40 protein-coding genes (1 of these 40 cut by a window edge) are annotated in these 21908 nt (G+C 41.4%); 38 read left to right on the forward strand and 2 right to left on the reverse strand.

Features of this window, described 5'->3' with window-relative positions:
* Nucleotides 1–6: 6 nt before the first annotated feature.
* From rplD to AFK25_RS00790, 37 genes are all read left to right on the forward strand, one after another.
* Entirely contained in the window at nucleotides 7–630 is a 624-nt protein-coding gene (gene rplD, locus AFK25_RS00610; protein WP_009361491.1) for a 50S ribosomal protein L4, read from the forward strand.
* Nucleotides 630–917 carry a 50S ribosomal protein L23 gene (gene rplW, locus AFK25_RS00615; protein ID WP_009361492.1) on the forward strand — a complete coding sequence of 96 codons (288 nt, stop codon included), beginning with the start codon at nucleotides 630–632 and terminating at the stop codon, nucleotides 915–917. The genes rplD and rplW overlap by 1 nt, the downstream gene beginning before the upstream one ends.
* 27 nt (nucleotides 918–944) lie before the next feature.
* Nucleotides 945–1775: a 50S ribosomal protein L2 gene (gene rplB, locus AFK25_RS00620; RefSeq protein ID WP_009361493.1), complete on the forward strand. Its 831-nt coding sequence runs from the start codon at nucleotides 945–947 to the stop codon at nucleotides 1773–1775.
* Nucleotides 1776–1832: 57 nt separating this feature from the next.
* Nucleotides 1833–2111: a 30S ribosomal protein S19 gene (gene rpsS / locus AFK25_RS00625; protein WP_004888674.1), complete on the forward strand. Its 279-nt coding sequence runs from the start codon at nucleotides 1833–1835 to the stop codon at nucleotides 2109–2111.
* Between the two features lie 20 nt (nucleotides 2112–2131).
* A complete protein-coding gene (gene rplV / locus AFK25_RS00630) occupies nucleotides 2132–2473 on the forward strand; it encodes a 50S ribosomal protein L22 (RefSeq protein WP_006322652.1) in 342 nt (113 codons plus the stop codon).
* A 3-nt stretch (nucleotides 2474–2476) separates the two neighbouring features.
* Nucleotides 2477–3133 carry a 30S ribosomal protein S3 gene (gene rpsC, locus AFK25_RS00635; protein WP_003397666.1) on the forward strand — a complete coding sequence of 219 codons (657 nt, stop codon included), beginning with the start codon at nucleotides 2477–2479 and terminating at the stop codon, nucleotides 3131–3133.
* Between the two features lie 2 nt (nucleotides 3134–3135).
* Nucleotides 3136–3570, forward strand: a complete 435-nt coding sequence (gene rplP, locus AFK25_RS00640; RefSeq protein WP_003397670.1) for a 50S ribosomal protein L16 — start codon at nucleotides 3136–3138, stop codon at nucleotides 3568–3570.
* Nucleotides 3560–3760, forward strand: coding sequence for a 50S ribosomal protein L29 (gene rpmC, locus AFK25_RS00645; RefSeq protein ID WP_003397671.1), 201 nt, complete (start codon nucleotides 3560–3562; stop codon nucleotides 3758–3760). The genes rplP and rpmC overlap by 11 nt, the downstream gene beginning before the upstream one ends.
* Nucleotides 3761–3785: 25 nt before the next feature.
* Entirely contained in the window at nucleotides 3786–4049 is a 264-nt protein-coding gene (gene rpsQ / locus AFK25_RS00650; RefSeq protein ID WP_003397674.1) for a 30S ribosomal protein S17, read from the forward strand.
* A gap of 49 nt (nucleotides 4050–4098) precedes the next feature.
* On the forward strand, nucleotides 4099–4467 hold the full coding sequence (gene rplN / locus AFK25_RS00655) for a 50S ribosomal protein L14 (RefSeq protein ID WP_003397675.1): 369 nt from the start codon (nucleotides 4099–4101) through the stop codon (nucleotides 4465–4467).
* A 36-nt stretch (nucleotides 4468–4503) separates the two neighbouring features.
* On the forward strand, nucleotides 4504–4815 hold the full coding sequence (gene rplX, locus AFK25_RS00660) for a 50S ribosomal protein L24 (RefSeq protein ID WP_003397676.1): 312 nt from the start codon (nucleotides 4504–4506) through the stop codon (nucleotides 4813–4815).
* A gap of 29 nt (nucleotides 4816–4844) precedes the next feature.
* On the forward strand, nucleotides 4845–5384 hold the full coding sequence (gene rplE, locus AFK25_RS00665) for a 50S ribosomal protein L5 (RefSeq protein ID WP_003397677.1): 540 nt from the start codon (nucleotides 4845–4847) through the stop codon (nucleotides 5382–5384).
* Nucleotides 5385–5418: 34 nt separating this feature from the next.
* Nucleotides 5419–5604, forward strand: a complete 186-nt coding sequence (gene rpsN, locus AFK25_RS00670) for a 30S ribosomal protein S14 (protein ID WP_003397678.1) — start codon at nucleotides 5419–5421, stop codon at nucleotides 5602–5604.
* Nucleotides 5605–5637: 33 nt separating this feature from the next.
* On the forward strand, nucleotides 5638–6036 hold the full coding sequence (rpsH, locus tag AFK25_RS00675; RefSeq protein WP_009361494.1) for a 30S ribosomal protein S8: 399 nt from the start codon (nucleotides 5638–5640) through the stop codon (nucleotides 6034–6036).
* Nucleotides 6037–6065: 29 nt separating this feature from the next.
* On the forward strand, nucleotides 6066–6605 hold the full coding sequence (gene rplF / locus AFK25_RS00680; protein WP_009361495.1) for a 50S ribosomal protein L6: 540 nt from the start codon (nucleotides 6066–6068) through the stop codon (nucleotides 6603–6605).
* Nucleotides 6606–6637: 32 nt separating this feature from the next.
* Entirely contained in the window at nucleotides 6638–7000 is a 363-nt protein-coding gene (gene rplR, locus AFK25_RS00685) for a 50S ribosomal protein L18 (protein ID WP_009361496.1), read from the forward strand.
* A 19-nt stretch (nucleotides 7001–7019) separates the two neighbouring features.
* On the forward strand, nucleotides 7020–7520 hold the full coding sequence (gene rpsE, locus AFK25_RS00690) for a 30S ribosomal protein S5 (RefSeq protein ID WP_009361497.1): 501 nt from the start codon (nucleotides 7020–7022) through the stop codon (nucleotides 7518–7520).
* Between the two features lie 14 nt (nucleotides 7521–7534).
* Nucleotides 7535–7723, forward strand: coding sequence for a 50S ribosomal protein L30 (rpmD, locus tag AFK25_RS00695; protein ID WP_003397685.1), 189 nt, complete (start codon nucleotides 7535–7537; stop codon nucleotides 7721–7723).
* 14 nt (nucleotides 7724–7737) lie between these two features.
* Nucleotides 7738–8178, forward strand: coding sequence for a 50S ribosomal protein L15 (rplO, locus tag AFK25_RS00700; protein WP_009361498.1), 441 nt, complete (start codon nucleotides 7738–7740; stop codon nucleotides 8176–8178).
* A complete protein-coding gene (gene secY / locus AFK25_RS00705) occupies nucleotides 8178–9470 on the forward strand; it encodes a preprotein translocase subunit SecY (RefSeq protein ID WP_009361499.1) in 1293 nt (430 codons plus the stop codon). The genes rplO and secY overlap by 1 nt, the downstream gene beginning before the upstream one ends.
* A 59-nt stretch (nucleotides 9471–9529) precedes the next feature.
* On the forward strand, nucleotides 9530–10180 hold the full coding sequence (locus tag AFK25_RS00710; RefSeq protein ID WP_009361500.1) for an adenylate kinase: 651 nt from the start codon (nucleotides 9530–9532) through the stop codon (nucleotides 10178–10180).
* The gene (map, locus tag AFK25_RS00715) at nucleotides 10180–10926 is read left to right on the forward strand and encodes a type I methionyl aminopeptidase (protein WP_009361501.1); all 747 of its coding nucleotides are present in this window, start codon (nucleotides 10180–10182) and stop codon (nucleotides 10924–10926) included. The genes AFK25_RS00710 and map overlap by 1 nt, the downstream gene beginning before the upstream one ends.
* Before the next feature lie 98 nt (nucleotides 10927–11024).
* The gene (infA, locus tag AFK25_RS00720; RefSeq protein WP_003247618.1) at nucleotides 11025–11243 is read left to right on the forward strand and encodes a translation initiation factor IF-1; all 219 of its coding nucleotides are present in this window, start codon (nucleotides 11025–11027) and stop codon (nucleotides 11241–11243) included.
* Between the two features lie 30 nt (nucleotides 11244–11273).
* Nucleotides 11274–11387, forward strand: a complete 114-nt coding sequence (gene rpmJ / locus AFK25_RS00725; RefSeq protein WP_000868344.1) for a 50S ribosomal protein L36 — start codon at nucleotides 11274–11276, stop codon at nucleotides 11385–11387.
* A gap of 22 nt (nucleotides 11388–11409) precedes the next feature.
* Nucleotides 11410–11775, forward strand: a complete 366-nt coding sequence (gene rpsM / locus AFK25_RS00730; RefSeq protein WP_003397691.1) for a 30S ribosomal protein S13 — start codon at nucleotides 11410–11412, stop codon at nucleotides 11773–11775.
* 25 nt (nucleotides 11776–11800) lie between these two features.
* Nucleotides 11801–12190 carry a 30S ribosomal protein S11 gene (gene rpsK / locus AFK25_RS00735; RefSeq protein WP_003397692.1) on the forward strand — a complete coding sequence of 130 codons (390 nt, stop codon included), beginning with the start codon at nucleotides 11801–11803 and terminating at the stop codon, nucleotides 12188–12190.
* 168 nt (nucleotides 12191–12358) lie between these two features.
* Nucleotides 12359–13303, forward strand: coding sequence for a DNA-directed RNA polymerase subunit alpha (locus AFK25_RS00740; RefSeq protein WP_004888705.1), 945 nt, complete (start codon nucleotides 12359–12361; stop codon nucleotides 13301–13303).
* A 60-nt stretch (nucleotides 13304–13363) separates the two neighbouring features.
* On the forward strand, nucleotides 13364–13726 hold the full coding sequence (gene rplQ, locus AFK25_RS00745) for a 50S ribosomal protein L17 (protein ID WP_003397694.1): 363 nt from the start codon (nucleotides 13364–13366) through the stop codon (nucleotides 13724–13726).
* A 113-nt stretch (nucleotides 13727–13839) separates the two neighbouring features.
* A complete protein-coding gene (locus tag AFK25_RS00750; protein WP_035066570.1) occupies nucleotides 13840–14694 on the forward strand; it encodes an energy-coupling factor ABC transporter ATP-binding protein in 855 nt (284 codons plus the stop codon).
* Nucleotides 14652–15521, forward strand: coding sequence for an energy-coupling factor ABC transporter ATP-binding protein (locus tag AFK25_RS00755; protein WP_035066569.1), 870 nt, complete (start codon nucleotides 14652–14654; stop codon nucleotides 15519–15521). The genes AFK25_RS00750 and AFK25_RS00755 overlap by 43 nt, the downstream gene beginning before the upstream one ends.
* Nucleotides 15518–16315, forward strand: a complete 798-nt coding sequence (locus AFK25_RS00760; protein ID WP_035066567.1) for an energy-coupling factor transporter transmembrane component T family protein — start codon at nucleotides 15518–15520, stop codon at nucleotides 16313–16315. The genes AFK25_RS00755 and AFK25_RS00760 overlap by 4 nt, the downstream gene beginning before the upstream one ends.
* A 15-nt stretch (nucleotides 16316–16330) precedes the next feature.
* Complete coding sequence (gene truA, locus AFK25_RS00765) at nucleotides 16331–17071, forward strand: tRNA pseudouridine(38-40) synthase TruA (protein WP_035066566.1); 741 nt, start codon at nucleotides 16331–16333, stop codon at nucleotides 17069–17071.
* Between the two features lie 146 nt (nucleotides 17072–17217).
* Nucleotides 17218–17652: a 50S ribosomal protein L13 gene (rplM, locus tag AFK25_RS00770; RefSeq protein WP_009361506.1), complete on the forward strand. Its 435-nt coding sequence runs from the start codon at nucleotides 17218–17220 to the stop codon at nucleotides 17650–17652.
* A gap of 22 nt (nucleotides 17653–17674) precedes the next feature.
* Nucleotides 17675–18067: a 30S ribosomal protein S9 gene (gene rpsI / locus AFK25_RS00775; protein WP_003397701.1), complete on the forward strand. Its 393-nt coding sequence runs from the start codon at nucleotides 17675–17677 to the stop codon at nucleotides 18065–18067.
* Nucleotides 18068–18156: 89 nt separating this feature from the next.
* A complete protein-coding gene (locus AFK25_RS00780) occupies nucleotides 18157–18561 on the forward strand; it encodes a DUF2521 family protein (RefSeq protein WP_009361507.1) in 405 nt (134 codons plus the stop codon).
* Nucleotides 18562–18616: 55 nt separating this feature from the next.
* Nucleotides 18617–19315 (forward strand): N-acetylmuramoyl-L-alanine amidase CwlD, encoded by a 699-nt coding sequence (cwlD, locus tag AFK25_RS00785; RefSeq protein WP_009361508.1) that lies wholly within the window; start codon nucleotides 18617–18619, stop codon nucleotides 19313–19315.
* A gap of 79 nt (nucleotides 19316–19394) precedes the next feature.
* Nucleotides 19395–20402, forward strand: a complete 1008-nt coding sequence (locus AFK25_RS00790) for an Mrp/NBP35 family ATP-binding protein (RefSeq protein ID WP_035066564.1) — start codon at nucleotides 19395–19397, stop codon at nucleotides 20400–20402.
* A 69-nt stretch (nucleotides 20403–20471) separates the two neighbouring features.
* Here the strand turns inward: AFK25_RS00790 and gerD are convergent, their stop codons facing one another.
* Nucleotides 20472–21071: a spore germination lipoprotein GerD gene (gene gerD / locus AFK25_RS00795; protein ID WP_009361510.1), complete on the reverse strand. Its 600-nt coding sequence runs from the start codon at nucleotides 21069–21071 to the stop codon at nucleotides 20472–20474.
* 128 nt (nucleotides 21072–21199) lie between these two features.
* Here gerD and AFK25_RS00800 point away from each other — a divergent pair, with 128 nt between their 5' ends.
* Nucleotides 21200–21796 carry a KinB-signaling pathway activation protein gene (locus AFK25_RS00800; RefSeq protein ID WP_009361511.1) on the forward strand — a complete coding sequence of 199 codons (597 nt, stop codon included), beginning with the start codon at nucleotides 21200–21202 and terminating at the stop codon, nucleotides 21794–21796.
* A 16-nt stretch (nucleotides 21797–21812) separates the two neighbouring features.
* Here AFK25_RS00800 and pdaB read toward each other — a convergent pair whose 3' ends face one another.
* A protein-coding gene (gene pdaB / locus AFK25_RS00805) for a polysaccharide deacetylase family sporulation protein PdaB (protein ID WP_035066562.1) crosses the window boundary here: on the reverse strand, nucleotides 21813–21908 show its 3' end. The gene runs 666 nt beyond the window's last position; 96 of the gene's 762 nt are visible here — the last part of the coding sequence; the start codon falls outside the window, past its right edge — the gene reads right to left on this strand; it ends in the stop codon at nucleotides 21813–21815.

Below are 21908 nucleotides of genomic sequence, written 5' to 3' on the forward strand. Positions count from 1 at the left end.
TACCCAATGCCAAAAGTAGCATTGTATAACCAAAACGGAGAAAACATCGGCGAAATCGAATTAAACGATGCCGTATTTGGTATTGAACCGAACAAACATGTGTTATTTGAAGCGGTAATTATGCAACGTGCTTCCTTACGTCAAGGAACTCATAAAACAAAAAATCGTGCAGAAGTAAGCGGCGGTGGCCGTAAACCATGGCGTCAAAAAGGTACTGGACGCGCTCGTCAAGGATCGATCCGTTCTCCACAATGGCGTGGCGGTGGTATTGTATTCGGTCCAGTTCCGCGCAGCTACAGCTACAAACTTCCGAAAAAAGTTCGTCGCTTAGCAATTAAATCAGCATTATCTTCAAAGGTGCTTGAAAACAACATCGTTGTATTAGATAACTTAACGCTTGAAGCACCAAAAACAAAAGAAATGGTTAAAATCTTAAACAACCTTTCTGTTGATCGCAAAGCGTTAATTGTAACAGCAGATGCGAATGAGAACGTCATTCTTTCAGCTCGCAACATTCCAGGAGTAACAGTTGTGACAGTAAGCGGAATTAACGTTCTTGATGTACTCAACCACGACAAGCTTGTCATTACGAAAGCTGCTGTGGAAAAAGTAGAGGAGGTGCTTGCATAATGAAAGATCCTCGCGATATTATTAAGCGCCCCGTCATTACTGAACGTTCAACAGAGTTAATGGCTGAGAAAAAATATACGTTCGAAGTTGATGTGAAAGCGAACAAAACAGAAGTAAAAGACGCGATCGAAGCGATCTTCGGCGTGAAAGTAGCGAAGGTCAACATTATGAACTATAAAGGAAAGTTCAAACGTGTTGGTCGTTATAGCGGATTAACAAACCGCCGCCGCAAAGCGATTGTTACGTTAACGCCAGACAGCAAAGAAATCGAACTATTTGAAGTATAAGTTTAAAAGTGAAGGAGGGAAACGGACATGGCGATTAAAAAATATAAGCCAACGTCTAACGGTCGTCGTGGTATGACGGTTTTAGACTTCTCTGAGCTTACAACAGATAAGCCGGAAAAATCGTTGCTTGCGCCTTTAAAGAAAAAAGGTGGTCGTAACAACCAAGGTAAATTAACTGTTCGTCACCAAGGTGGCGGTCATAAACGTCAATATCGTATTATTGACTTCAAACGCGATAAAGATGGCATTCCAGGACGCGTTGCTACAATCGAATACGATCCAAACCGTTCTGCGAACATCGCTTTAATTCATTACGCTGATGGTGAAAAACGTTACATCATCGCACCGAAAAACTTACAAGTTGGCATGGAAGTTATGTCAGGTCCAGATGCGGACATTAAAGTAGGTAACGCATTACCTTTAGCAAACATTCCAGTCGGTACAGTTATTCATAACATCGAATTAAAACCTGGTAAAGGCGGACAATTAGTACGTGCTGCAGGTACATCTGCACAAGTGCTTGGTAAAGAAGGTAAATACGTACTTGTTCGTTTATCTTCAGGTGAAGTTCGTATGATTTTAGCAACTTGCCGCGCGACAGTTGGTCAAGTTGGTAATGAACAACATGAGCTTGTGAACATCGGTAAAGCTGGACGCGCTCGTTGGTTAGGCATTCGTCCAACAGTTCGCGGTTCTGTTATGAACCCTGTTGATCACCCACATGGTGGTGGTGAAGGTAAAGCACCAATCGGACGTAAGTCTCCAATGACTCCATGGGGTAAACCAACACTTGGATTCAAAACGCGTAAGAAGAAAAATAAATCCGATAAATTCATCGTACGTCGTCGTAAAAAATAACGGGGTTGAGCTACGGTTCAAAAGAACCGTAGAGCAATCACGAAAGGAGGTTCACTTATGGGTCGCAGCTTGAAAAAAGGTCCTTTTTGTGATGATCATTTAATGAAAAAAATCGAGAAATTGAATGAAACTGGACAAAAACAAGTGATCAAAACATGGTCTCGTCGTTCGACAATTTTCCCACAATTCATTGGTCACACAATCGCTGTTTACGATGGTCGTAAGCACGTTCCAGTTTACATCACAGAGGACATGGTCGGTCATAAGCTCGGTGAGTTCGCGCCAACGCGCACATACAAAGGTCACGCTGCTGATGACAAGAAAACAAAACGTTAATATGAGAGGAGGCTTCATTTATGCAAGCTAAAGCTGTTGCTAGAACGGTTCGAATTGCTCCTCGTAAAGCTCGTTTAGTCATTGATTTAATTCGAGGAAAGCAAGTGAGTGAAGCAGTTGCGATTCTTCGCCATACACCAAAAGCTGCTTCTCCAATTATCGAGAAAGTATTAAAATCTGCAGTCGCAAACGCAGAGCATAACTATGACATGGACGTTAACAAGCTCGTTGTTACGGAAGCTTACGTGAACGAAGGACCAACATTGAAACGTTTCCGTCCTCGTGCACAAGGTCGTGCGAGCGCAATTAACAAACGCACAAGCCATATCACGATCGTCGTTTCAGAAAAGAAGGAGGGATAATCAGTGGGTCAAAAGGTAAATCCAATCGGTCTTCGCATCGGTATTATCCGTGATTGGGAATCAAGATGGTACGCTGAAAAAGATTACGCGGACCTTTTACACGAAGATCTTAAAATTCGCGAATACCTCACAAAGCGCTTAAGCGATGCAGCTGTTTCTCGCATTGAGATCGAGCGTGCAGCAAACCGTGTAAACATTACGATCCATACAGCGAAACCAGGAATGGTTATCGGTAAAGGTGGATCTGAAGTTGAAGCGCTTCGTAAAGCGTTAAACGAACTAACTGGCAAACGCGTTCATATCAACATTGTTGAAATTAAAAAGCCAGACTTAGAAGCAAAACTTGTTGCAGAAAATATCGCGCGTCAAATTGAAAACCGCGTATCATTCCGTCGTGCGCAAAAACAAGCAATCCAACGCACAATGCGCGCAGGTGCAAAAGGAATTAAAACAATGGTATCTGGTCGTTTAGGTGGAGCAGATATCGCTCGCTCAGAACATTATAGCGAAGGAACAGTTCCACTTCATACTCTTCGCGCTGACATCGACTACGCGACAGCGGAAGCGGACACAACATACGGAAAAATCGGCGTGAAAGTATGGATTTATCGTGGAGAGGTCCTTCCTACGAAAAAGAAAACTGAGGAAGGAGGAAATTAATCATGTTAATGCCAAAACGCGTAAAATATCGTCGTGAACATCGCGGTCGCATGAAAGGTCGCGCGAAAGGCGGCACAGAAGTACATTTTGGTGAATACGGCTTACAAGCGTTAGAGCCAGCATGGATCACAAACCGTCAAATCGAGGCTGCTCGTCGTGCGATGACTCGTTACATGAGACGTGGCGGTAAAGTATGGATTAAAATTTTCCCTTCAAAACCATATACAGCAAAACCACTTGAAGTGCGCATGGGTTCCGGTAAAGGTGCTCCTGAAGGTTGGGTAGCTGTTGTGAAACCTGGTAAAGTGATGTTTGAAATCGCGGGAGTTTCTGAAGAAGTAGCTCGTGAAGCGTTGCGTCTTGCTTCTCACAAACTTCCAATCAAATGCAAATTCGTAAAACGTGAAGAAATTGGTGGTGAATCAAATGAAAGCTAAAGAAATTCGTGAACTTACCACTGCCGAGATTGAACAAAAAATTAAAGCGTTGAAAGAAGAGTTATTCAACCTTCGCTTCCAATTGGCAACAGGTCAATTAGAGAATACAGCTCGTATTCGTGAAGTACGCAAAGCGATTGCGCGTATGAAAACTGTGATTCGCGAAAGAGAGATCGCTGCTAATAAATAATTGATATCGAGAGGAGGTTCGCACAATGAGTGAACGCAACAATCGTAAAGTTCTCGTCGGCCGTGTTGTTTCCGATAAAATGGATAAAACAATTACGGTTCTTGTAGAAACTTATAAAAAGCATCCTCTTTACGGCAAGCGCGTAAAGTATTCGAAAAAATATAAAGCACATGACGAAAACAACGTAGCAAAAGTGGGCGACATCGTAAAAATTATGGAAACACGTCCTCTTTCTGCGACAAAACGTTTCCGTCTTGTTGAAGTAGTTGAAAAAGCTGTAATCGTTTAATTAATATTGTTCGGGATGATGGATACAAATCCGAAAGGAGGTTTCGTCAATGATTCAACAAGAAACTCGTATGAAAGTTGCTGATAACTCTGGTGCACGTGAAGTGCTTGTCATTAAAGTGCTAGGTGGTTCTGGTCGTCGTTATGCGAACGTTGGCGACATCGTTGTGGCGACAGTTAAAGATGCAACACCAGGTGGCGTTGTTAAAAAAGGTCAAGTTGTTAAAGCGGTTGTCGTTCGTACAAAACGTGGCGTGCGCCGTACAGACGGTTCTTACATCCGTTTTGATGAAAATGCTTGCGTAATCATTCGTGATGACAAGAGCCCACGTGGTACACGTATTTTCGGACCAGTTGCTCGCGAATTACGTGAAAAAGACTTTATGAAAATCGTTTCTTTAGCTCCAGAAGTGATTTAATGAAAAGGAAAAGCCTTTTAAGGAGGTGCGATTCAGATGCATGTAAAAAAAGGTGATAAAGTACAAGTGATCTCTGGTAAAGATAAAGGAAAACAAGGCGTTATTCTTGCTGCGTTTCCAAAGAAAAACCGAGTGCTTGTTGAAGGTGTAAACATCGTGAAAAAACACGTAAAACCTTCTCAAGCAAATCCACAAGGCGGCATCATCAGCCAAGAGGCGCCAATCCACGTATCAAACGTAATGCCTCTTGATCCAAAAACAGGATTACCAACTCGTGTTGGATACAAAGTAGTTGACGGTAAAAAAGTTCGCTATGCGAAACGTTCTGGTGAAATTTTAGACAAATAATGAAGTGACTGAGGAAGGGAGGTACTCAAATGAACCGCCTTAAAGAAAAGTATTTGAAAGAAGTTGTTCCTGCTCTGATGAGCAAGTTTAACTATAAATCTGTGATGCAAGTTCCGAAAATCGAAAAAATCGTCATCAACATGGGTGTTGGTGATGCGGTACAAAACGCAAAAGCGTTAGATAACGCAGTGGAAGAACTCGCGTTAATTTCTGGTCAAAAACCAGTTGTTACACGTGCGAAAAAATCAATCGCTGGCTTCCGCCTTCGTGAAGGAATGCCAATCGGTGCGAAAGTAACGCTTCGCGGTGAGCGTATGTACGAGTTCTTTGATAAACTCGTTTCCGTTTCTTTACCGCGTGTTCGCGACTTCCGTGGTGTTTCTAAAAAATCATTCGACGGACGCGGAAACTACACATTAGGTGTAAAAGAACAATTAATTTTCCCTGAAATTGATTACGATAAAGTAAACAAAGTTCGCGGTATGGATATCGTGATCGTTACAACTGCGAAAACAGACGAGGAAGCTCGTGAATTACTTGCATTGCTCGGTATGCCATTCCAAAAATAATCATTCCCATTCGTAAAAAGAGGGAGGCGAAAACGTGGCTAAAAAATCAATGATCGCGAAACAAAAACGCACACCAAAGTTTAAAGTGCAAGCGTACACTCGTTGTGAACGTTGTGGACGTCCACACTCTGTATATCGCAAATTTAAACTTTGCCGTATTTGTTTCCGTGAATTAGCGTATAAAGGTCAAATTCCTGGTGTGAAAAAAGCAAGCTGGTAATAAACCCATGAGTTGGGAAGGAGGTAAAACATAATGGTGATGACAGATCCAATTGCAGATATGCTTACTCGCATTCGTAATGCGAACATGGTGCGTCACGAGAAACTTGAAGTTCCTGCTTCAAAAATTAAAAAGGAAATCGCTGAAATTTTAAAGCGTGAAGGTTTCATTCGTGATGTCGAGTACATTGAAGATAACAAACAAGGTATTCTTCGTATTTTCTTAAAGTACGGTCCGAATAATGAGCGCGTAATTACAGGCCTTAAACGTATTAGCAAACCTGGTTTGCGCGTATATGCAAAAGCTGACGAAGTACCACGCGTATTGAACGGTTTAGGAATCGCAATTCTTTCAACATCTCAAGGTATTTTAACTGACAAAGAAGCACGTCAAAAACGTACTGGCGGCGAAGTGTTAGCATACATTTGGTAATTATTTTGCAACGAATGGAGGTGTAGTACATGTCACGTGTTGGTAAAAAACCATTGGAAATTCCAGCGGGTGTTACAGTTACATTAGACGGTAACACAGTTACTGTAAAAGGTCCGAAAGGTGAACTTACTCGTACGTTCCATCCAGATATGGTCATTAAAGTAGAAGGTAATGTTTTAACAGTTGAGCGTCCAAGCGATGAGAAACATCATCGTGCGCTTCACGGAACGACTCGCAGCTTGCTTGCAAACATGGTTGAAGGTGTTTCAAAAGGCTATGAGCGTGCACTTGAGCTTGTCGGTGTCGGTTACCGTGCAACAAAACAAGGCAAAAAGCTTGTATTGAGCGTTGGATACTCTCACCCTGTTGAGATCGAGCCTGAAGAAGGACTTGAAATCGAAGTTCCTTCACAAACAAAAATTATCGTTAAAGGTGCGGACAAACAACGTGTTGGTGAATTAGCAGCAAACATTCGTGCCGTTCGTTCACCAGAACCTTACAAAGGAAAAGGTATTCGTTACGAAGGCGAAGTTGTACGTCGTAAAGAAGGTAAAACAGGTAAGAAATAATGCTGCTTAGGTAAATGAAAGGAGTGACACGAATGATCACTAAGCTTGATAAAAATGCAGTTCGCAAAAAAAGACACGCTCGTGTTCGTCGTAAAGTAGTAGGAACTGCGGAACGTCCACGCTTAAATGTGTTCCGTTCAAACAAACACATTTACGCGCAAATTATCGACGATATGAAAGCAGTGACGCTTGTTAGCGCGTCAACTTTAGATAAAGAATTCGACTTAGAATCAACAGGCAATGTTGAAGCAGCTCAAAAAGTGGGCGAATTAATTGCTAAACGTGCACTTGAAAAAGGCATTACATCGGTTGTATTTGACCGTGGCGGATATTTATATCATGGACGTGTTAAAGCACTTGCAGACGCTGCTCGTGAAGCTGGATTACAATTCTAATTAAGAAGGAGGGACAGAGATGCGTCGCATTGATCCAAATAAACTTGAACTAGAAGAACGCGTTGTTGCCGTTAACCGCGTAGCTAAAGTAGTAAAAGGTGGACGTCGTTTCCGTTTCGCTGCGTTAGTCGTTGTTGGTGACAAAAACGGTCATGTCGGCTTCGGAACTGGAAAAGCTCAAGAAGTTCCAGATGCAATTCGCAAAGCAATTGAAGACGCGAAGAAAAATTTAATTACTGTACCGATCGTTGGTACAACAATTCCACACGAAGTGATCGGACATTTCGGTGCAGGTGAAATCATCTTAAAACCAGCAACTGAAGGTACAGGAGTTATCGCTGGTGGTCCTGCACGTGCGGTATTAGAGTTAGCAGGTATTAGCGATATTTTATCGAAGTCAATCGGTTCCAACACACCAATTAACATGGTGCGCGCAACAATCGACGGTTTGAAGCAATTGAAACGTGCCGAAGAGGTAGCGAAATTGCGCGGTAAAACAGTTGAGGAACTGTTAGGATAAGGGAGGGAAAAATGATGGCGAAAAAATTAGCAATTACCCTCACTCGCAGCGTAATCGGTCGTCCGCAAGACCAACGCGTGACGGTTAAAACATTAGGTTTACGAAAATTGCATCAAACAGTTGTTCATAACGACAATCCAGCCATTCGTGGAATGATTAATAAAGTTTCTCACCTTGTAACAGTAAAAGAATTAGAAGAATAAGGAGGTGCCTAGGCATGAAGCTACATGAATTACAACCAGCACCGGGTTCCCGTAAAGAACGCAACCGTGTTGGTCGTGGTATCGGCTCTGGTAACGGAAAAACTTCTGGTAGAGGACATAAAGGGCAAAACGCTCGCTCTGGCGGCGGTGTACGCATCGGCTTTGAAGGTGGTCAAACACCTTTATTCCGTCGTTTACCAAAACGCGGCTTTACAAACATTCATCGTAAAGAATATGCGATCGTTAACCTTGAAGTGTTAAATCGCTTTGAAGACGGTACGGAAGTAACACCAGAATTATTGCTTGAAACAGGCGTAGTAAGCAAATTAAAAGCAGGCATCAAAGTTCTTGGTGACGGTGAGCTTACGAAAAAATTAACAGTGAAAGCTCATAAATTCTCTGCTTCTGCAAAAGAAGCGATCGAAGCTGCTGGCGGTACAACTGAGGTGATTTAATGTTTCGAACAATCTCCAATTTTATGCGCGTGGGTGATATAAGAAGAAAAATTATGTTCACCCTTCTTATGCTCATTGTATTTCGCATCGGTACGTTTATTCCCGTGCCGGGCGTAAATGCAGATGTGTTAAAAATGCAAGATCAGTTCAACGCTTTTGGGGTGTTGAACACGTTTGGTGGCGGCGCCTTAAAAAACTTTTCTATTTTTGCAATGGGCGTCATGCCATACATTACGGCATCCATCATCGTACAATTATTGCAGATGGATGTTGTTCCTAAATTTACGGAATGGTCGAAACAAGGAGAAGTGGGCCGCCGTAAACTCGCTCAGTTTACTCGCTACTTTACGGTTGTGCTTGGATTTATCCAGGCGTTCGCTATGTCGTATGGTTTCCATAATATGTCTGGTGGCGTACTTATTAAAAATCCAGGCATTCCGACATATTTGCTTATTGCGCTCGTTTTAACAGCAGGGACATCTTTTTTAATGTGGCTCGGTGAGCAAATTACAGCTAAAGGTGTTGGGAACGGTATTTCTGTATTGATTTTCGCAGGAATTGTATCAGGCATCCCAACAACGCTCAATCAAATTTACGTCCAACAGTTTGAAAATGCTGGCGATCAGCTGTTTTTACGCATCGTTACAGTATTGTTAGTCGCTTTAGCTGTTGTTGCGGTGATTGTTGGCGTTATTTATATGCAACAAGCGTTTCGCAAAATCCCGATTCAGTATGCAAAGCGATTAGAAGGACGTAGTCCAGTAGGTGGTCATTCGACACACATTCCGTTAAAAGTGAATCCGGCAGGTGTCATTCCGGTTATTTTTGCGGTGTCGTTTATTATTACTCCACCGACGATTGCATCGTTTTTCGGCTCGAATGATGTAACATTGTGGATTAAGAAAGTTTTTGACTACACGCAACCAGTTGGTATGATCATATACGTCGCTTTAATTGTTGCCTTTACGTATTTTTATGCGTTTGTTCAAGTCAATCCAGAACAAATGGCGGACAATTTGAAAAAGCAAGGTGGTTACATTCCAGGCATTCGTCCAGGAAAGAACACGCAAGAATTCATTACACGCGTTTTATATCGATTAACTTTCGTCGGAGCTCTATTTTTAGCAGCAATCGCTGTTCTTCCTGTCTTCTTTATCGAGTTCGCTAAACTACCGCCTTCTGCTCAAATTGGAGGAACGAGCTTGCTGATCGTCGTCGGTGTTGCGCTAGAGACGATGAAGCAGCTAGAAAGCCAATTAGTGAAGCGCCATTATAAAGGCTTTATTAAATAAAAAGAGGTGTTGGGAATTTTATTCCCTCTACCTCATATAGAGCTGAGGGGGAGAAATTGATGAATTTAGTATTAATGGGACTGCCGGGCGCTGGAAAAGGGACGCAGGCAGAGAAAATTGTTGAGAAATACAAAATTCCTCATATTTCTACTGGGGATATGTTTCGAGCAGCGATGAAAGAAGGAACAGAGCTCGGTTTACAGGCGAAATCATATATGGATCGCGGCGATCTTGTTCCAGATGAAGTGACAATCGGCATTGTTCGTGAAAGATTAAGCAAAGACGATTGCCAAAACGGATTTTTGCTTGATGGATTTCCGCGAACAGTCGCTCAAGCTGAAGCGTTGGAGACGCTTCTTCAACAATTAAATCGTTCCATTGACTATGTTATTAACATTGAAGTAGATAAAAACATTTTAATGGAACGTTTAACAGGTAGACGCATTTGTAAAGAGTGTGGCGCAACGTATCATCTCGTGTTCAATCCACCAGCAAAAGCAGGCGTTTGCGACAAATGCGGTGGCGAGTTGTATCAACGTGCAGATGATAACGAAGCGACAGTGGCAAATCGCCTTGAAGTCAATATGAAGCAAGCGCAACCGTTGCTTGATTTTTATGCAGCGAAAGGGTATTTGCGCAATATTAATGGACAACAACATATTGATCAAGTGTTTGCTGACATTTGTGAATTACTTGGGGGCTTACAATAATGATCATTTGCAAAACCCCACGAGAAATTGAAATTATGCGTGAAGCTGGCCGAATTGTTGCCTTAACTCATCAAGAACTACAAAAATATATCGAGCCAGGCATAACAACAAGAGAGCTCGATCATATTGCGGAAACGTTCATTCGTAAACATGATGCAATTCCTTCGTTTAAAGGATATAATGGATTCCGTGGGAGCATTTGCACATCAGTAAACGAAGAGCTCGTTCACGGCATTCCGGGAGACCGTGTGCTTCGCGAAGGAGATATTATTAGCATCGATATTGGCGCAAAATATAACGGATATCATGGCGACTCGGCTTGGACATATCCAGTCGGAGCCATTTCCGAAGAGGCGAAAAAGCTGTTAGAAGTGACAGAACAGTCATTGTATCGCGGATTGGAAGAAGCCAAACCTGGCGCACGGTTAACGAACATTTCTCATGCGATTCAAACGTACGTTGAGGCGCATAACTTTTCCGTTGTGCGTGAGTATGTTGGGCATGGAATTGGTCAAGACTTACATGAAGATCCGCAAATCCCTCATTACGGTCCGCCAAATAAAGGGCCGCGGTTAAAGCCAGGCATGGTTCTATGCATTGAACCGATGGTGAATGCAGGAACCCGTTATGTTCGCACGTTAGAAGATAATTGGACGGTCGTCACAGTAGATGGCAAACTATGTGCTCATTTTGAGCATACGATCGCTATTACTGAGACGGGATATGAAATTTTAACAACACTTTGAACGCTTTAACCTTCTTTGCGGATGCGCATCGTAAGCTTTAAACTGGTCGTGTTAGTTGAACATGTTACTCATTTCAAAAAAGAAGGGAGAGCCGTTCAATGGCGAAAGACGATGTAATTGAAGTGGAAGGTACAGTCGTTGAAACGTTGCCAAATGCGATGTTCCGAGTGGAACTTGAAAACGGTCATACCGTTTTAGCTCACGTTTCAGGTAAAATTCGCATGCATTTTATTCGCATTTTACCAGGTGATAAAGTGACAGTTGAATTGTCACCTTACGATTTAACACGTGGAAGAATTACGTATCGATATAAATAACACTCCGCACGAACAAGGAGGTAAGTTCACATGAAGGTTAGACCATCTGTAAAACCGATTTGCGAAAAATGCAAAGTCATTCGCAGACGCGGAAAAGTTATGGTTATTTGTGAAAATCCAAAGCATAAGCAAAAACAAGGATAAAACTTGAGGAGGTGTACAAATTATGGCACGTATTGCAGGTGTAGATATTCCTCGTGACAAACGTGTAGTCATTTCATTAACATACATTTACGGAATCGGTAAAGCAACTGCACAAAAAATCTTAGCAGAAGCTGGCGTATCTGAAGACACTCGCGTTCGCGACTTAACAGAAGAAGAATTAGGTAAAATTCGTGAAATCGTAGATCGCTTAAAAGTAGAAGGAGATCTTCGTCGTGAAGTATCTTTAAATATTAAACGTTTAATGGAGATCGGTTGCTACCGTGGTCTTCGTCATCGTCGCGGATTGCCAGTTCGTGGCCAAAATACGAAAAACAATGCTCGTACACGTAAAGGTCCACGTCGTACAGTAGCGAATAAGAAAAAATAATTAAGTAAAGGAGGTTCATGAACGAATGGCACGTAAAACGAATACGCGTAAACGTCGTGTAAAAAAGAATATTGAATCTGGTATCGCTCATATCCGTTCGACATTTAACAACACAATCGTCACAATTACAGACGTTCATGGAAATGCAATTTCTTGGTCAAGTGCAGGTGCGTTAGGTTTCAAAGGTTCTCGTAAATCTACTCCGTTTGCTGCACAAATGGCTGCAGAAGCTGCTGCAAAAGCATCAATGGAGCATGGCATGAAAACTGTTGAAGTAAACGTAAAAGGTCCGGGTGCTGGTCGTGAAGCAGCGATTCGTGCACTTCAAGCGGCTGGATTAGAAATTACAGCAATTAAAGATGTTACACCGGTTCCACATAACGGATGCCGTCCGCCAAAACGTCGTCGTGTTTAATTTCTCTGTATAGAATTTGCGTATGTGTCAATAATGGGATATAGTCATTCTTACAGGGAAATGAAAAACAGTTGTTGTGCACATTCGGGAACTTATTCATGGGGGAATTTCGATTGAGCTGTCATCGGTTTAATCGGGGTTTCGACGTTTTGAAGGAGGGTTAAAGGAATGCTGGAAATCGAAAAGCCGAAAATCGAAACGGTTGAAATCAGCGAGGATGCCAAATATGGCAAATTCGTCGTTGAACCACTTGAGCGTGGATATGGTACAACTTTGGGTAACTCCTTACGTCGTATCCTGTTATCCTCACTCCCTGGTGCCGCTGTAACATCTGTTCAAATAGATGGTGTATTGCACGAGTTTTCAACAATTGATGGCGTCGTGGAAGATGTAACAACGATCATTTTAAACATTAAAAAGCTAGCGCTAAAAATTTATTCGGACGAAGAAAAGACGCTTGAGATTGATGTACAGGGTGAAGGAGTCGTTACAGCTGCTGATATTACTCACGATAGCGATGTAGAAATTCTCAACCCAGACCTTCATATTGCGACATTAGCAAAAGACGGTCGTTTACGGATGAGAATGACAGCAAAACGCGGACGTGGGTATACGCCAGCTGATGCTAATAAGCGCGAGGATCAACCGATAGGTGTTATCCCGATCGATTCCATTTATACGCCGGTATCGCGCGTATCATACCAAGTCGAAAATACGCGCGTCGGTCAAATGACAAACTACGACAAATTAACGATCGACGTGTGGACAGATGGTAGCATCGGCCCGAAAGAAGCAATCTCACTAGGGGCAAAAATTTTAACAGAGCACTTAAACATTTTTGTGAATTTAACAGATGAGGCGCAACACGCTGAAATCATGATCGAAAAAGAAGAAGATCAAAAAGAAAAAGTGCTCGAGATGACAATTGAAGAGCTTGATCTTTCTGTTCGTTCGTACAACTGCTTAAAGCGTGCTGGCATTAATACAGTGCAAGAACTTGCGCAAAAAACGGAAGAAGATATGATGAAAGTGCGCAACTTAGGCCGCAAGTCGCTTGAAGAAGTAAAAGCGAAGTTAGAAGAGCTAGGATTAAGCTTACGTAAAGATGACTAGTTAAGCGTTCGGTTAACTAGGCATTTTCATGTTAAAAGTGAAATAAAGGAGGGACATCACATGTCTTACAGAAAATTAGGACGCACAAGCTCTCAACGTAAGGCGTTGCTTCGTGATTTAGTGACAGACTTAATCATTAATGAGCGAATTGAAACAACAGAAGCTCGTGCAAAAGAATTGCGTTCTGTTGTAGAAAAAATGATTACATTAGGAAAACGTGGCGATTTGCATGCACGTCGTCAAGCTGCGGCATTCGTTCGTAAAGAAGTAGCAAACACAGAAACAGGTCAAGATGCGATTCAAAAATTGTTTAGCGACATCGCACCTCGTTACCAAGACCGTCAAGGTGGCTACACACGCATTATGAAACTTGGACCACGCCGCGGTGACGGTGCGCCAATGGTAATTATTGAACTAGTTTAATACGTTTTTATAAGGGCGAGACAGTTTTTGAACTGGATCTATGCCCTTTTTTTGTTTTCTTTTTTGTAGTAGAGTAGAGAGTAAGAACATTCAGAAGAGATGAGGAGAGAAACGTGGAAGTTTCAGTACGTGTGGAAGATGTAAGTTTTCAATACGCAAATGAACAAACGAATGCTTTACAAAACGTATCGTTTCAAGTGTATAAAGGTGAATGGGTAACAATTGTCGGACATAATGGGTCAGGCAAATCAACATTAGCGAAGTTGTTAATTGGTTTATTGCCACCGACAAGCGGAACGATTCATGTATGTGGAATCCCATTGAATGAAGAAACAGTATGGGACGTACGTGAGCGATTAGGTATTGTATTTCAAAATCCAGACAACCAGTTTGTCGGAACAACTGTTCAAGATGACGTCGCTTTCGGTCTTGAAAATAGAGGGATACAAAAAGAGGAAATGAAAAAACGCATAAACGAAGCGTTAAAAAAAGTAAAAATGGAAGATTTCATTCATCACGAGCCGCATCGTTTGTCAGGTGGACAAAAACAACGTGTCGCTATTGCAAGTGCCATTGCTCTTCAGCCGAATATCATTATTTTAGATGAAGCGACATCTATGCTTGACCCGAGCGGGAAAAAAGAAGTTCTTCATGTGATGCAGTCGCTCCGTCGTGAACACGATATGACGGTTATTTCGATTACCCATGATTTAAATGAAGTCGCAAAAGCAGATCGGGTTATTGTGATGAATAAAGGAAAAATTGTGCTCGAAGGAACGCCTGCACATATTTTTGCATACGGGGCGAAATTAGAAGAGATGGGGTTAGACTTACCATTCTCGCTACAACTAAGTCAACGATTGAAGAACAATGGTATTCCAATGACGGCTGATCATTTAACAATGGAGGGGTTGGTGAGTGAATTATGGACATTGTATTCCGCGATGTCGAACATCGTTACCAAATAAATACCCCTTTCGAGAGGCGAGCGTTGTACGATATTCATGTTGATATTCGCAGCGGCTCATATGTAGCGGTAATCGGTCATACAGGTTCGGGCAAGTCTACCCTTTTACAGCATTTCAACGGTTTACTCCAACCGACAAAAGGGACGGTCCATCTTGGCGATTATACAATGATAGCAGGAAAAAAAGAAAAACATTTAAAGCCTTTACGGAAAAAAGTAGGGATCGTTTTTCAATTCCCTGAACATCAGTTGTTTGAAGAAACAGTAGAAAAAGATATTTGCTTTGGACCGATGAATTTCGGCATGTCAGAACAAGAATCAAAAGCTCGTGTTGGCGAGTGGTTAGCGCTTGTTGGATTGCCGGAAGAAGTGCGACATAAATCTCCGTTTGCTTTAAGCGGTGGACAAATGCGCCGTGTAGCGATCGCAGGTGTGTTAGCTATGGAGCCGGAAGTGCTCGTGTTAGATGAGCCTACGGCAGGATTAGACCCTCGTGGACGAAAAGAAATGATGGACATGTTTGCAAAGCTTCATCGGCAAAAAAAGATGACAATTGTACTCGTCACACACAGCATGGAAGAGGCAGCACGTTACGCGGATGATATTATTATTATGCATCAAGGAACGATCGTTCGAAGAGGGACACCAGAACAAATTTTCCGTAACGTCGATGATTTAATACATCTTGGGTTAGATGTCCCTGAACCCGTTTTGTTTCAGCGGGCCATCGAGCAAAAATTCGGGATACAATTTCCAAAACCTTGTTTGACGATGGAAGACGTCGTCCGATCTTTACAAACGTTATTTACTAGGGTGAAGCGTATATGATGAACGGTATGATTATCGGAAAATATGTTCCTGGACACTCTTTTATTCATCGGCTCGATCCACGTACAAAACTGCTGCTTATGTTTATTTACGTGTTCATCGTATTTCTTGCGAACAACGGATGGACGTATGGAATATTGACTTTGTTTACATGCCTTTTGTTGTTTTTATCACGCATTCCTTTTTCATTTATGATTAGAGGGTTAAAACCTGTTTTGTGGGTCATTGTATTTACTTTTTTTCTCCATGTGCTATTAACAAAAGAAGGAAATATCGTTTTTCAATGGCTTGGTATGGAAGTGTACGATAAAGCGATTCAACAAGGGGCGTTTATTTCTTTACGCTTTTTGCTCCTTATTGTCGTCACGACGCTATTAACGTTAACAACAACGCCGATTGAAGTGACAGATGGTATGGAATCGTTACTTGCGCCGTTAAAAAAATGGAATGTACCTGTTCATGAACTAGCGCTCATGATGTCGATTTCTCTTCGTTTTATTCCAACGTTAATGGAAGAAACCGAAAAAATTATGAAAGCTCAGACGGCTCGTGGTGTCGATTTTTCAAGCGGTCCATTACAAGAGAGAATGAAAGCGATGACGGCGTTGCTCGTTCCGCTATTTATTAGCGCATTTAAAAGAGCAGAAGAGCTAGCTGTCGCGATGGAAGTACGCGGATATCGTGGTGGTCAAAATCGAACAAAATGGCGCGAGTTGACATGGGGACGAATAGATACGGTTTTTATGATTTTCATCGGCTTATTGGCTATTGTGTTATGGTTACTTCGTTCATGAGAAGGAGCGAAAATCATGAGAAGAATAAAATGTACCATTGCATATGATGGTACGCATTTTGCAGGGTATCAAATTCAACAACAAAAACGAACAGTGCAGGGAGAACTAGAGCGTGCACTTTCAATCATTCATAAAGGGCAATTTGTTCGCGTATATGCGTCAGGACGAACGGATGCCACAGTTCATGCATATGGACAAGTGATTCACTTTGATACGCCGCTTGCGATTCCAGATGAAAGATGGCCAAAGGCGTTAAATGCTCTTCTCCCAGATGATGTCATTGTCAAAGAAGCAAGTGAAGTATCTCCTTCTTTTCATGCCCGATTTAGCGTAAAAAAGAAAGAATATCGCTACCGCGTCTGGATGGGAGAGAAAAACGTATTTTTACGCCATTATGTATATCACTACCCGTATAAACTTCATGTCACGGCGATGAACGAAGCGCTCCGTTATGTGATCGGGACACATGATTTCACAAGTTTTTGTTCGGCAAAAACGGAAATTGACGATAAAGTTCGTACCATTTATGAAGCGGAAGTGATTCAAGAAGGAGAAGAGTTAATTTTCCGTCTTGTCGGCAACGGTTTTTTGTACAATATGGTTCGCATTATCGTTGGAACAGTGCTAGAAGTTGGACGCGGGGAACGACGTGCTGAAGAGATGAAAACGATTTTGCAACAAAAAAATCGAAGCGCTGCGGGGAAGACAGCCCCAGGACACGGTCTATATTTATGGCACGTTTCTTATGACAACTAATCCAGGTGTAACATTTTCTTGACATTGGGTAATGAAAGAGATATTATATCATATGGTATGTATTTTAAACCCACGATTAGCCCCGGAAATTAATCGTGTTGAAATAAATATCGCTTGTTTATTTTTTATTTTAGGAGGGAAAACAAATGCGTACGTATATGGCGAAGCCAAATGAAGTAGAACGTAAATGGTACGTTGTTGATGCAGAAGGCAAAACGTTAGGACGTCTTGCTAGCGAAGTTGCTGCAATTTTGCGCGGTAAACATAAACCAACTTACACACCGCATGTTGATACAGGTGATCATGTGATCATTATCAACGCAGAGAAAATTGAATTAACAGGTAAAAAATTAACAAACAAATTATACTATCGTCATAGCTTACATCCAGGTGGATTAAAAGTAAGAACAGCTCTTGAAATGCGCACAAATTACCCAGAGCAAATGCTTGAAAGAGCAATTCGCGGCATGCTTCCAAAAGGTAGCCTTGGTCGTCAAATGTTCAAAAAATTACATGTCTATCGTGGAAGTGAACATCCACATCAAGCACAAAAACCAGAAGTTTATGAACTTCGCGGATAATTGATTAAAGGAGGGCATTATTTTGGCACAGGTACAATACTACGGCACAGGCCGTCGCAAAAGTTCAGTTGCGCGCGTGCGTCTCGTTCCAGGTGAAGGACGCATTATCGTAAATGGTCGTGACATTCGTGACTACGTTCCATATGAATCGTTAGTGGAAGTTGTAAAACAGCCACTTGTTTTAACAGAAACGTTCGGTAGCTACGATGTATTAGTAAACGTAAGCGGTGGTGGATTTACAGGTCAAGCAGGTGCGATCCGTCACGGTATCGCTCGTGCATTGTTACAAGTTGACCCTGAATACCGTCAAACATTAAAACGTGCAGGCTTATTAACGCGCGATTCTCGTGTGAAAGAGCGTAAGAAATACGGTCTTAAAGGCGCTCGTCGTGCACCGCAATTCTCAAAACGTTAATGTCAACAAATCTCGGCAATTATTTGCCGAGATTTTTTTGTATGTCTCCCTTTTTCATGCGAACAATATGTATGAGGAGGGATAAAAAATTGGGAATCCTTACATCGTTTACGGCAAAAAAGTTAGAAAAGCAGCTAACTGATGAACGAAATGCATTACGTGATCTTTCTTATCGTGAACTATGGCAACGTATGCGCACGTATTGGCAACGATACATCATTGTTTCTGAATGTATCGAAACGATATGCATCGATGTAGCGATTGAAGCATATTTGATCGGAGCGCATTATAGCCGCTTTATACATTATGGTGAGTCAATGGAAACGGTGAGAAGACGTTGTATCGATGAATATATGCAACTCATTTATGAATTGTATGAGCATATGAAAGAATACGGAGAGGACATGTACGATGCATGCGCTCGTTACATCGATGGATGGTGGAAAGAAGGAATCGAAAAAGGGCTGCGTCGTCTCCGTCTTCGTTTGAAGTAACCGTTCTAAATTCTCCTCTTGTCCCATATAACATAAATAGTGGGGAGGAGAAGGGATGAAAATACGTATTATTATTTTTTTCATTGTTTTTGTCCTTTTTTTACAGTTTTATGTCCTTCATGATCGCTCTTGGAAAGCATGGAGCTTACCGTTATCAGGAAAAATTATTGTTCTTGATCCGGGGCATGGAGGACCTGATGGGGGAGCGGTCGGAGGAGATGTTTTGGAGAAGGAAGTCGCGCTAGATGTGGCGTTAAAATTACGCGATTATTTACAACAACAAGGTGCACTCGTTCAAATGACGAGAGAAGGAGACCATGATTTAGCAAGCGAACAAACAAGGGGATATAGCCGAAGAAAAATAGAAGATTTACAACGTCGAGTCCAGTTTGTGAATGAGTCAGAGGCAGATTTTTTTATTAGCATTCATTTAAATGCCATCCCTTCGCCGAAATGGAGAGGCGCACAAGTTTTTTACTATCCTTCATTAGAGGAAAATGCAAGGTTAGCGAAGTTTATTCAACAAGAGCTACGCGTCAATTTGGAAAATACACATCGATTGGCGAAGCCCATTCAAACGGTATATTTATTAAAAATGGCTAAAAAACCAGGAGCTTTAGTTGAAATCGGCTTTTTGTCAAATGAAGAAGAGCGAAAATTACTAGCATCCTCAACGTATCAGGAACAGCTTGCCGCTTCGATTTACAAAGGCATTTTACGTTACGTATCAAACGAACGTGATCCTTCTGAGTGAGAAGGATTCATTTTTTTATGCAGAAAATTATGTTATATTGAAAGTGTGAAACCGAATACATAAGGATTGGTGAGGCGCGATGTTGACAGAAAAACAAGTTGTGGAGCTGCTTGAAACGATTTACGACCCTTTTTTGAAAAAAACGTTTAAAGAAACAGGAGCGATTCAAGAAGTCAAAATAAATGAAGAAAAAGGGCTAGTAAGCGTAAAAATTGCTTTAGCTAAAACAGGGACGGCGGAACAACTTCAAGTGCAACAGACGGTTGTACAACGTTTAAAAGATGCAGGAGCATCATCTGTTGGGCTTCGTTTTGCTCAATTGCCGTTAGAAGAGGAAAGATTAACGAATGAACCGATTTATTTAGCGATTGCAAGCGGGAAAGGTGGAGTAGGGAAATCGACCGTATCCGTTAATTTAGCTGTTTCGCTTGCACGTCTTGGGAAAAAAGTTGGATTAATCGATGCGGATATTTACGGATTCAGTGTGCCGGATATGATGGGGATTACAGAACGACCAATCGTCCGTGGAGAAAAAATTATTCCGGTTGAGCGGTTTGGTGTGAAAGTAATTTCTATGGGGTTTTTTGTAGAAGATAATTCACCAGTGATTTGGCGCGGACCGATGCTCGGCAAAATGTTAAAAAACTTTTTTGATGAAGTGGAATGGGGAGAATTGGATTATTTACTATTAGATTTACCACCAGGCACAGGGGATGTAGCGTTAGATGTGCATACGATGCTTCCGACATCGAAAGAAATTATTGTGACGACGCCTCATCCAACGGCTGCTTTTGTTGCCGCAAGAGCGGGGGCGATGGCTGTTCGGACGAATCATGAAGTTGTCGGTGTTATTGAAAATATGTCATATTTTGAAAGCAAAACAACAGGTGAAAGAGAATATATTTTTGGAAAAGGCGGTGGTCAAAAATTAGCTGAAGAATTACAGACGGACTTACTTGGTCAGTTACCGCTCGGACAACCTGACTGGAACGATGATGATTTTGCCCCTTCTGTATATGGTGAAGATCATCCAATTGGAAAAGTGTATATGGATATTGCTAAAAAAATTATTGCAAAGTTACGATGACGTTACATTTTTCTTTGATGAGGATTGATATATATTTACAAAGGGTGTCCCGAGAATGTAAGGACACCCTTATGCTGTTTGATCCTCGCTTGATCCCTCTTGATCGGATTTTTTCTTACCGCCTTGCATTTCTTCTGCTGCTTTGATGAGAATATCTTCAATTTTTGCTTTAAATAGCGGGCTGCTAAATGTTTCTGTAATGACTTTTTGCAAATGGGCGCGGAAATCTTTATTTTTCATCTCTGTTTGTATTAATTTTTTCATTTCTGGGTTTTGCATAATGTCTACAATCATTGCTTGATATTCAGGGTCTTTCATTAGCGCTTTCAATAATTTTTCATGTTCTTCTTTCATGCTTTTCGCAAAATTTTGAGCGAACTTTGGGTCTTCGAACGCTTTTTTCCAAAACGCTTTTCCTTTGTCTGAAGTTAACGTTTCCTCAATCGTTTTTTTTACAACTTCTTGATCCATGACGAGCTGCTGTTTTACTTTTTCATCGCTCATCACTTCTTGAATCGCTTTTTTCCCTTCATCCGTTTTTAAAATATCAACGACCATTTTTTTCGTTTGATCGTAATCAGGTTGTGCAGGAGTTTTTTCTTGTTGAGCGCACCCTGCTAGCGCTAATACACAACTAAATGCGAGGAGCAAAAATGTTCGATTCATCATTAAGGGCCCCTTTCAACAAGTTTCCTTACTGTTAATATTCAATATTCTTTGCAAAAATATTCGCTAGCATTTTTCTTATTTCGTTGATAGAATTTTGAAAGGGATATTGAGAAGTGGAGGGTACATTAGTGAATAGTCGAAAGTGGGTTCAATTGTTTTTTTCAACATTGTTTGTCGGTGGAATAAGTACAGGGATTGTTGGATTTGCTGTAAAGTGGAATGAATACGCACATCTTTTTACATCGTTTGAGATAAAAGAAATTTTATCTGTTCTCGTTTGGCTGATTGGAGTGGGCTTCATTTTTAGCGTCATTAGTCAAATGGGTTTTTTTGCGTATTTAACGATTCATCGTTTTGGTCTCGGGGTTTTTCGTTCCGTCAGTTTATGGAATGCAGTACAAATCGTTCTCATTGCTTTTGTGTTATTTGATCTCGTTTATTTTCGTTATCAGCTGTTTGCCAAAGAAGGAGAATCCATCGTTAGTTACGTGCTTGTTGCTTTATTTATTTTTCTGTTTGGACTTATTGTTGCATACGTAAAAATGCGTGAAACAAACAAAGAGGCGTTTATTCCTGCCCTGTTTTTTATGGTTGTTGTGACGGTAATCGAATGGTTTCCGGTATTGAGAATTAACGAAGAAAATTGGTTATATTTAATGTTGTTCCCGTTACTAATTTGCAACGCGTACCAATTACTTATGTTGCATAGACTGTTACGGAAATAAAATGAGGCTTGCCGCCTCATTTTATTTCTTTACTTTTCATATGAGCATTGTTGACAAGATCGGATATTGGTACGCTCTTATATCCTTCTTTTTTCATCCATATGATAATTTG

The organism is Anoxybacillus gonensis (assembly GCF_001187595.1).
In the GTDB taxonomy this organism is placed as follows: Bacteria; Bacillota; Bacilli; order Bacillales; family Anoxybacillaceae; genus Anoxybacillus; species Anoxybacillus gonensis.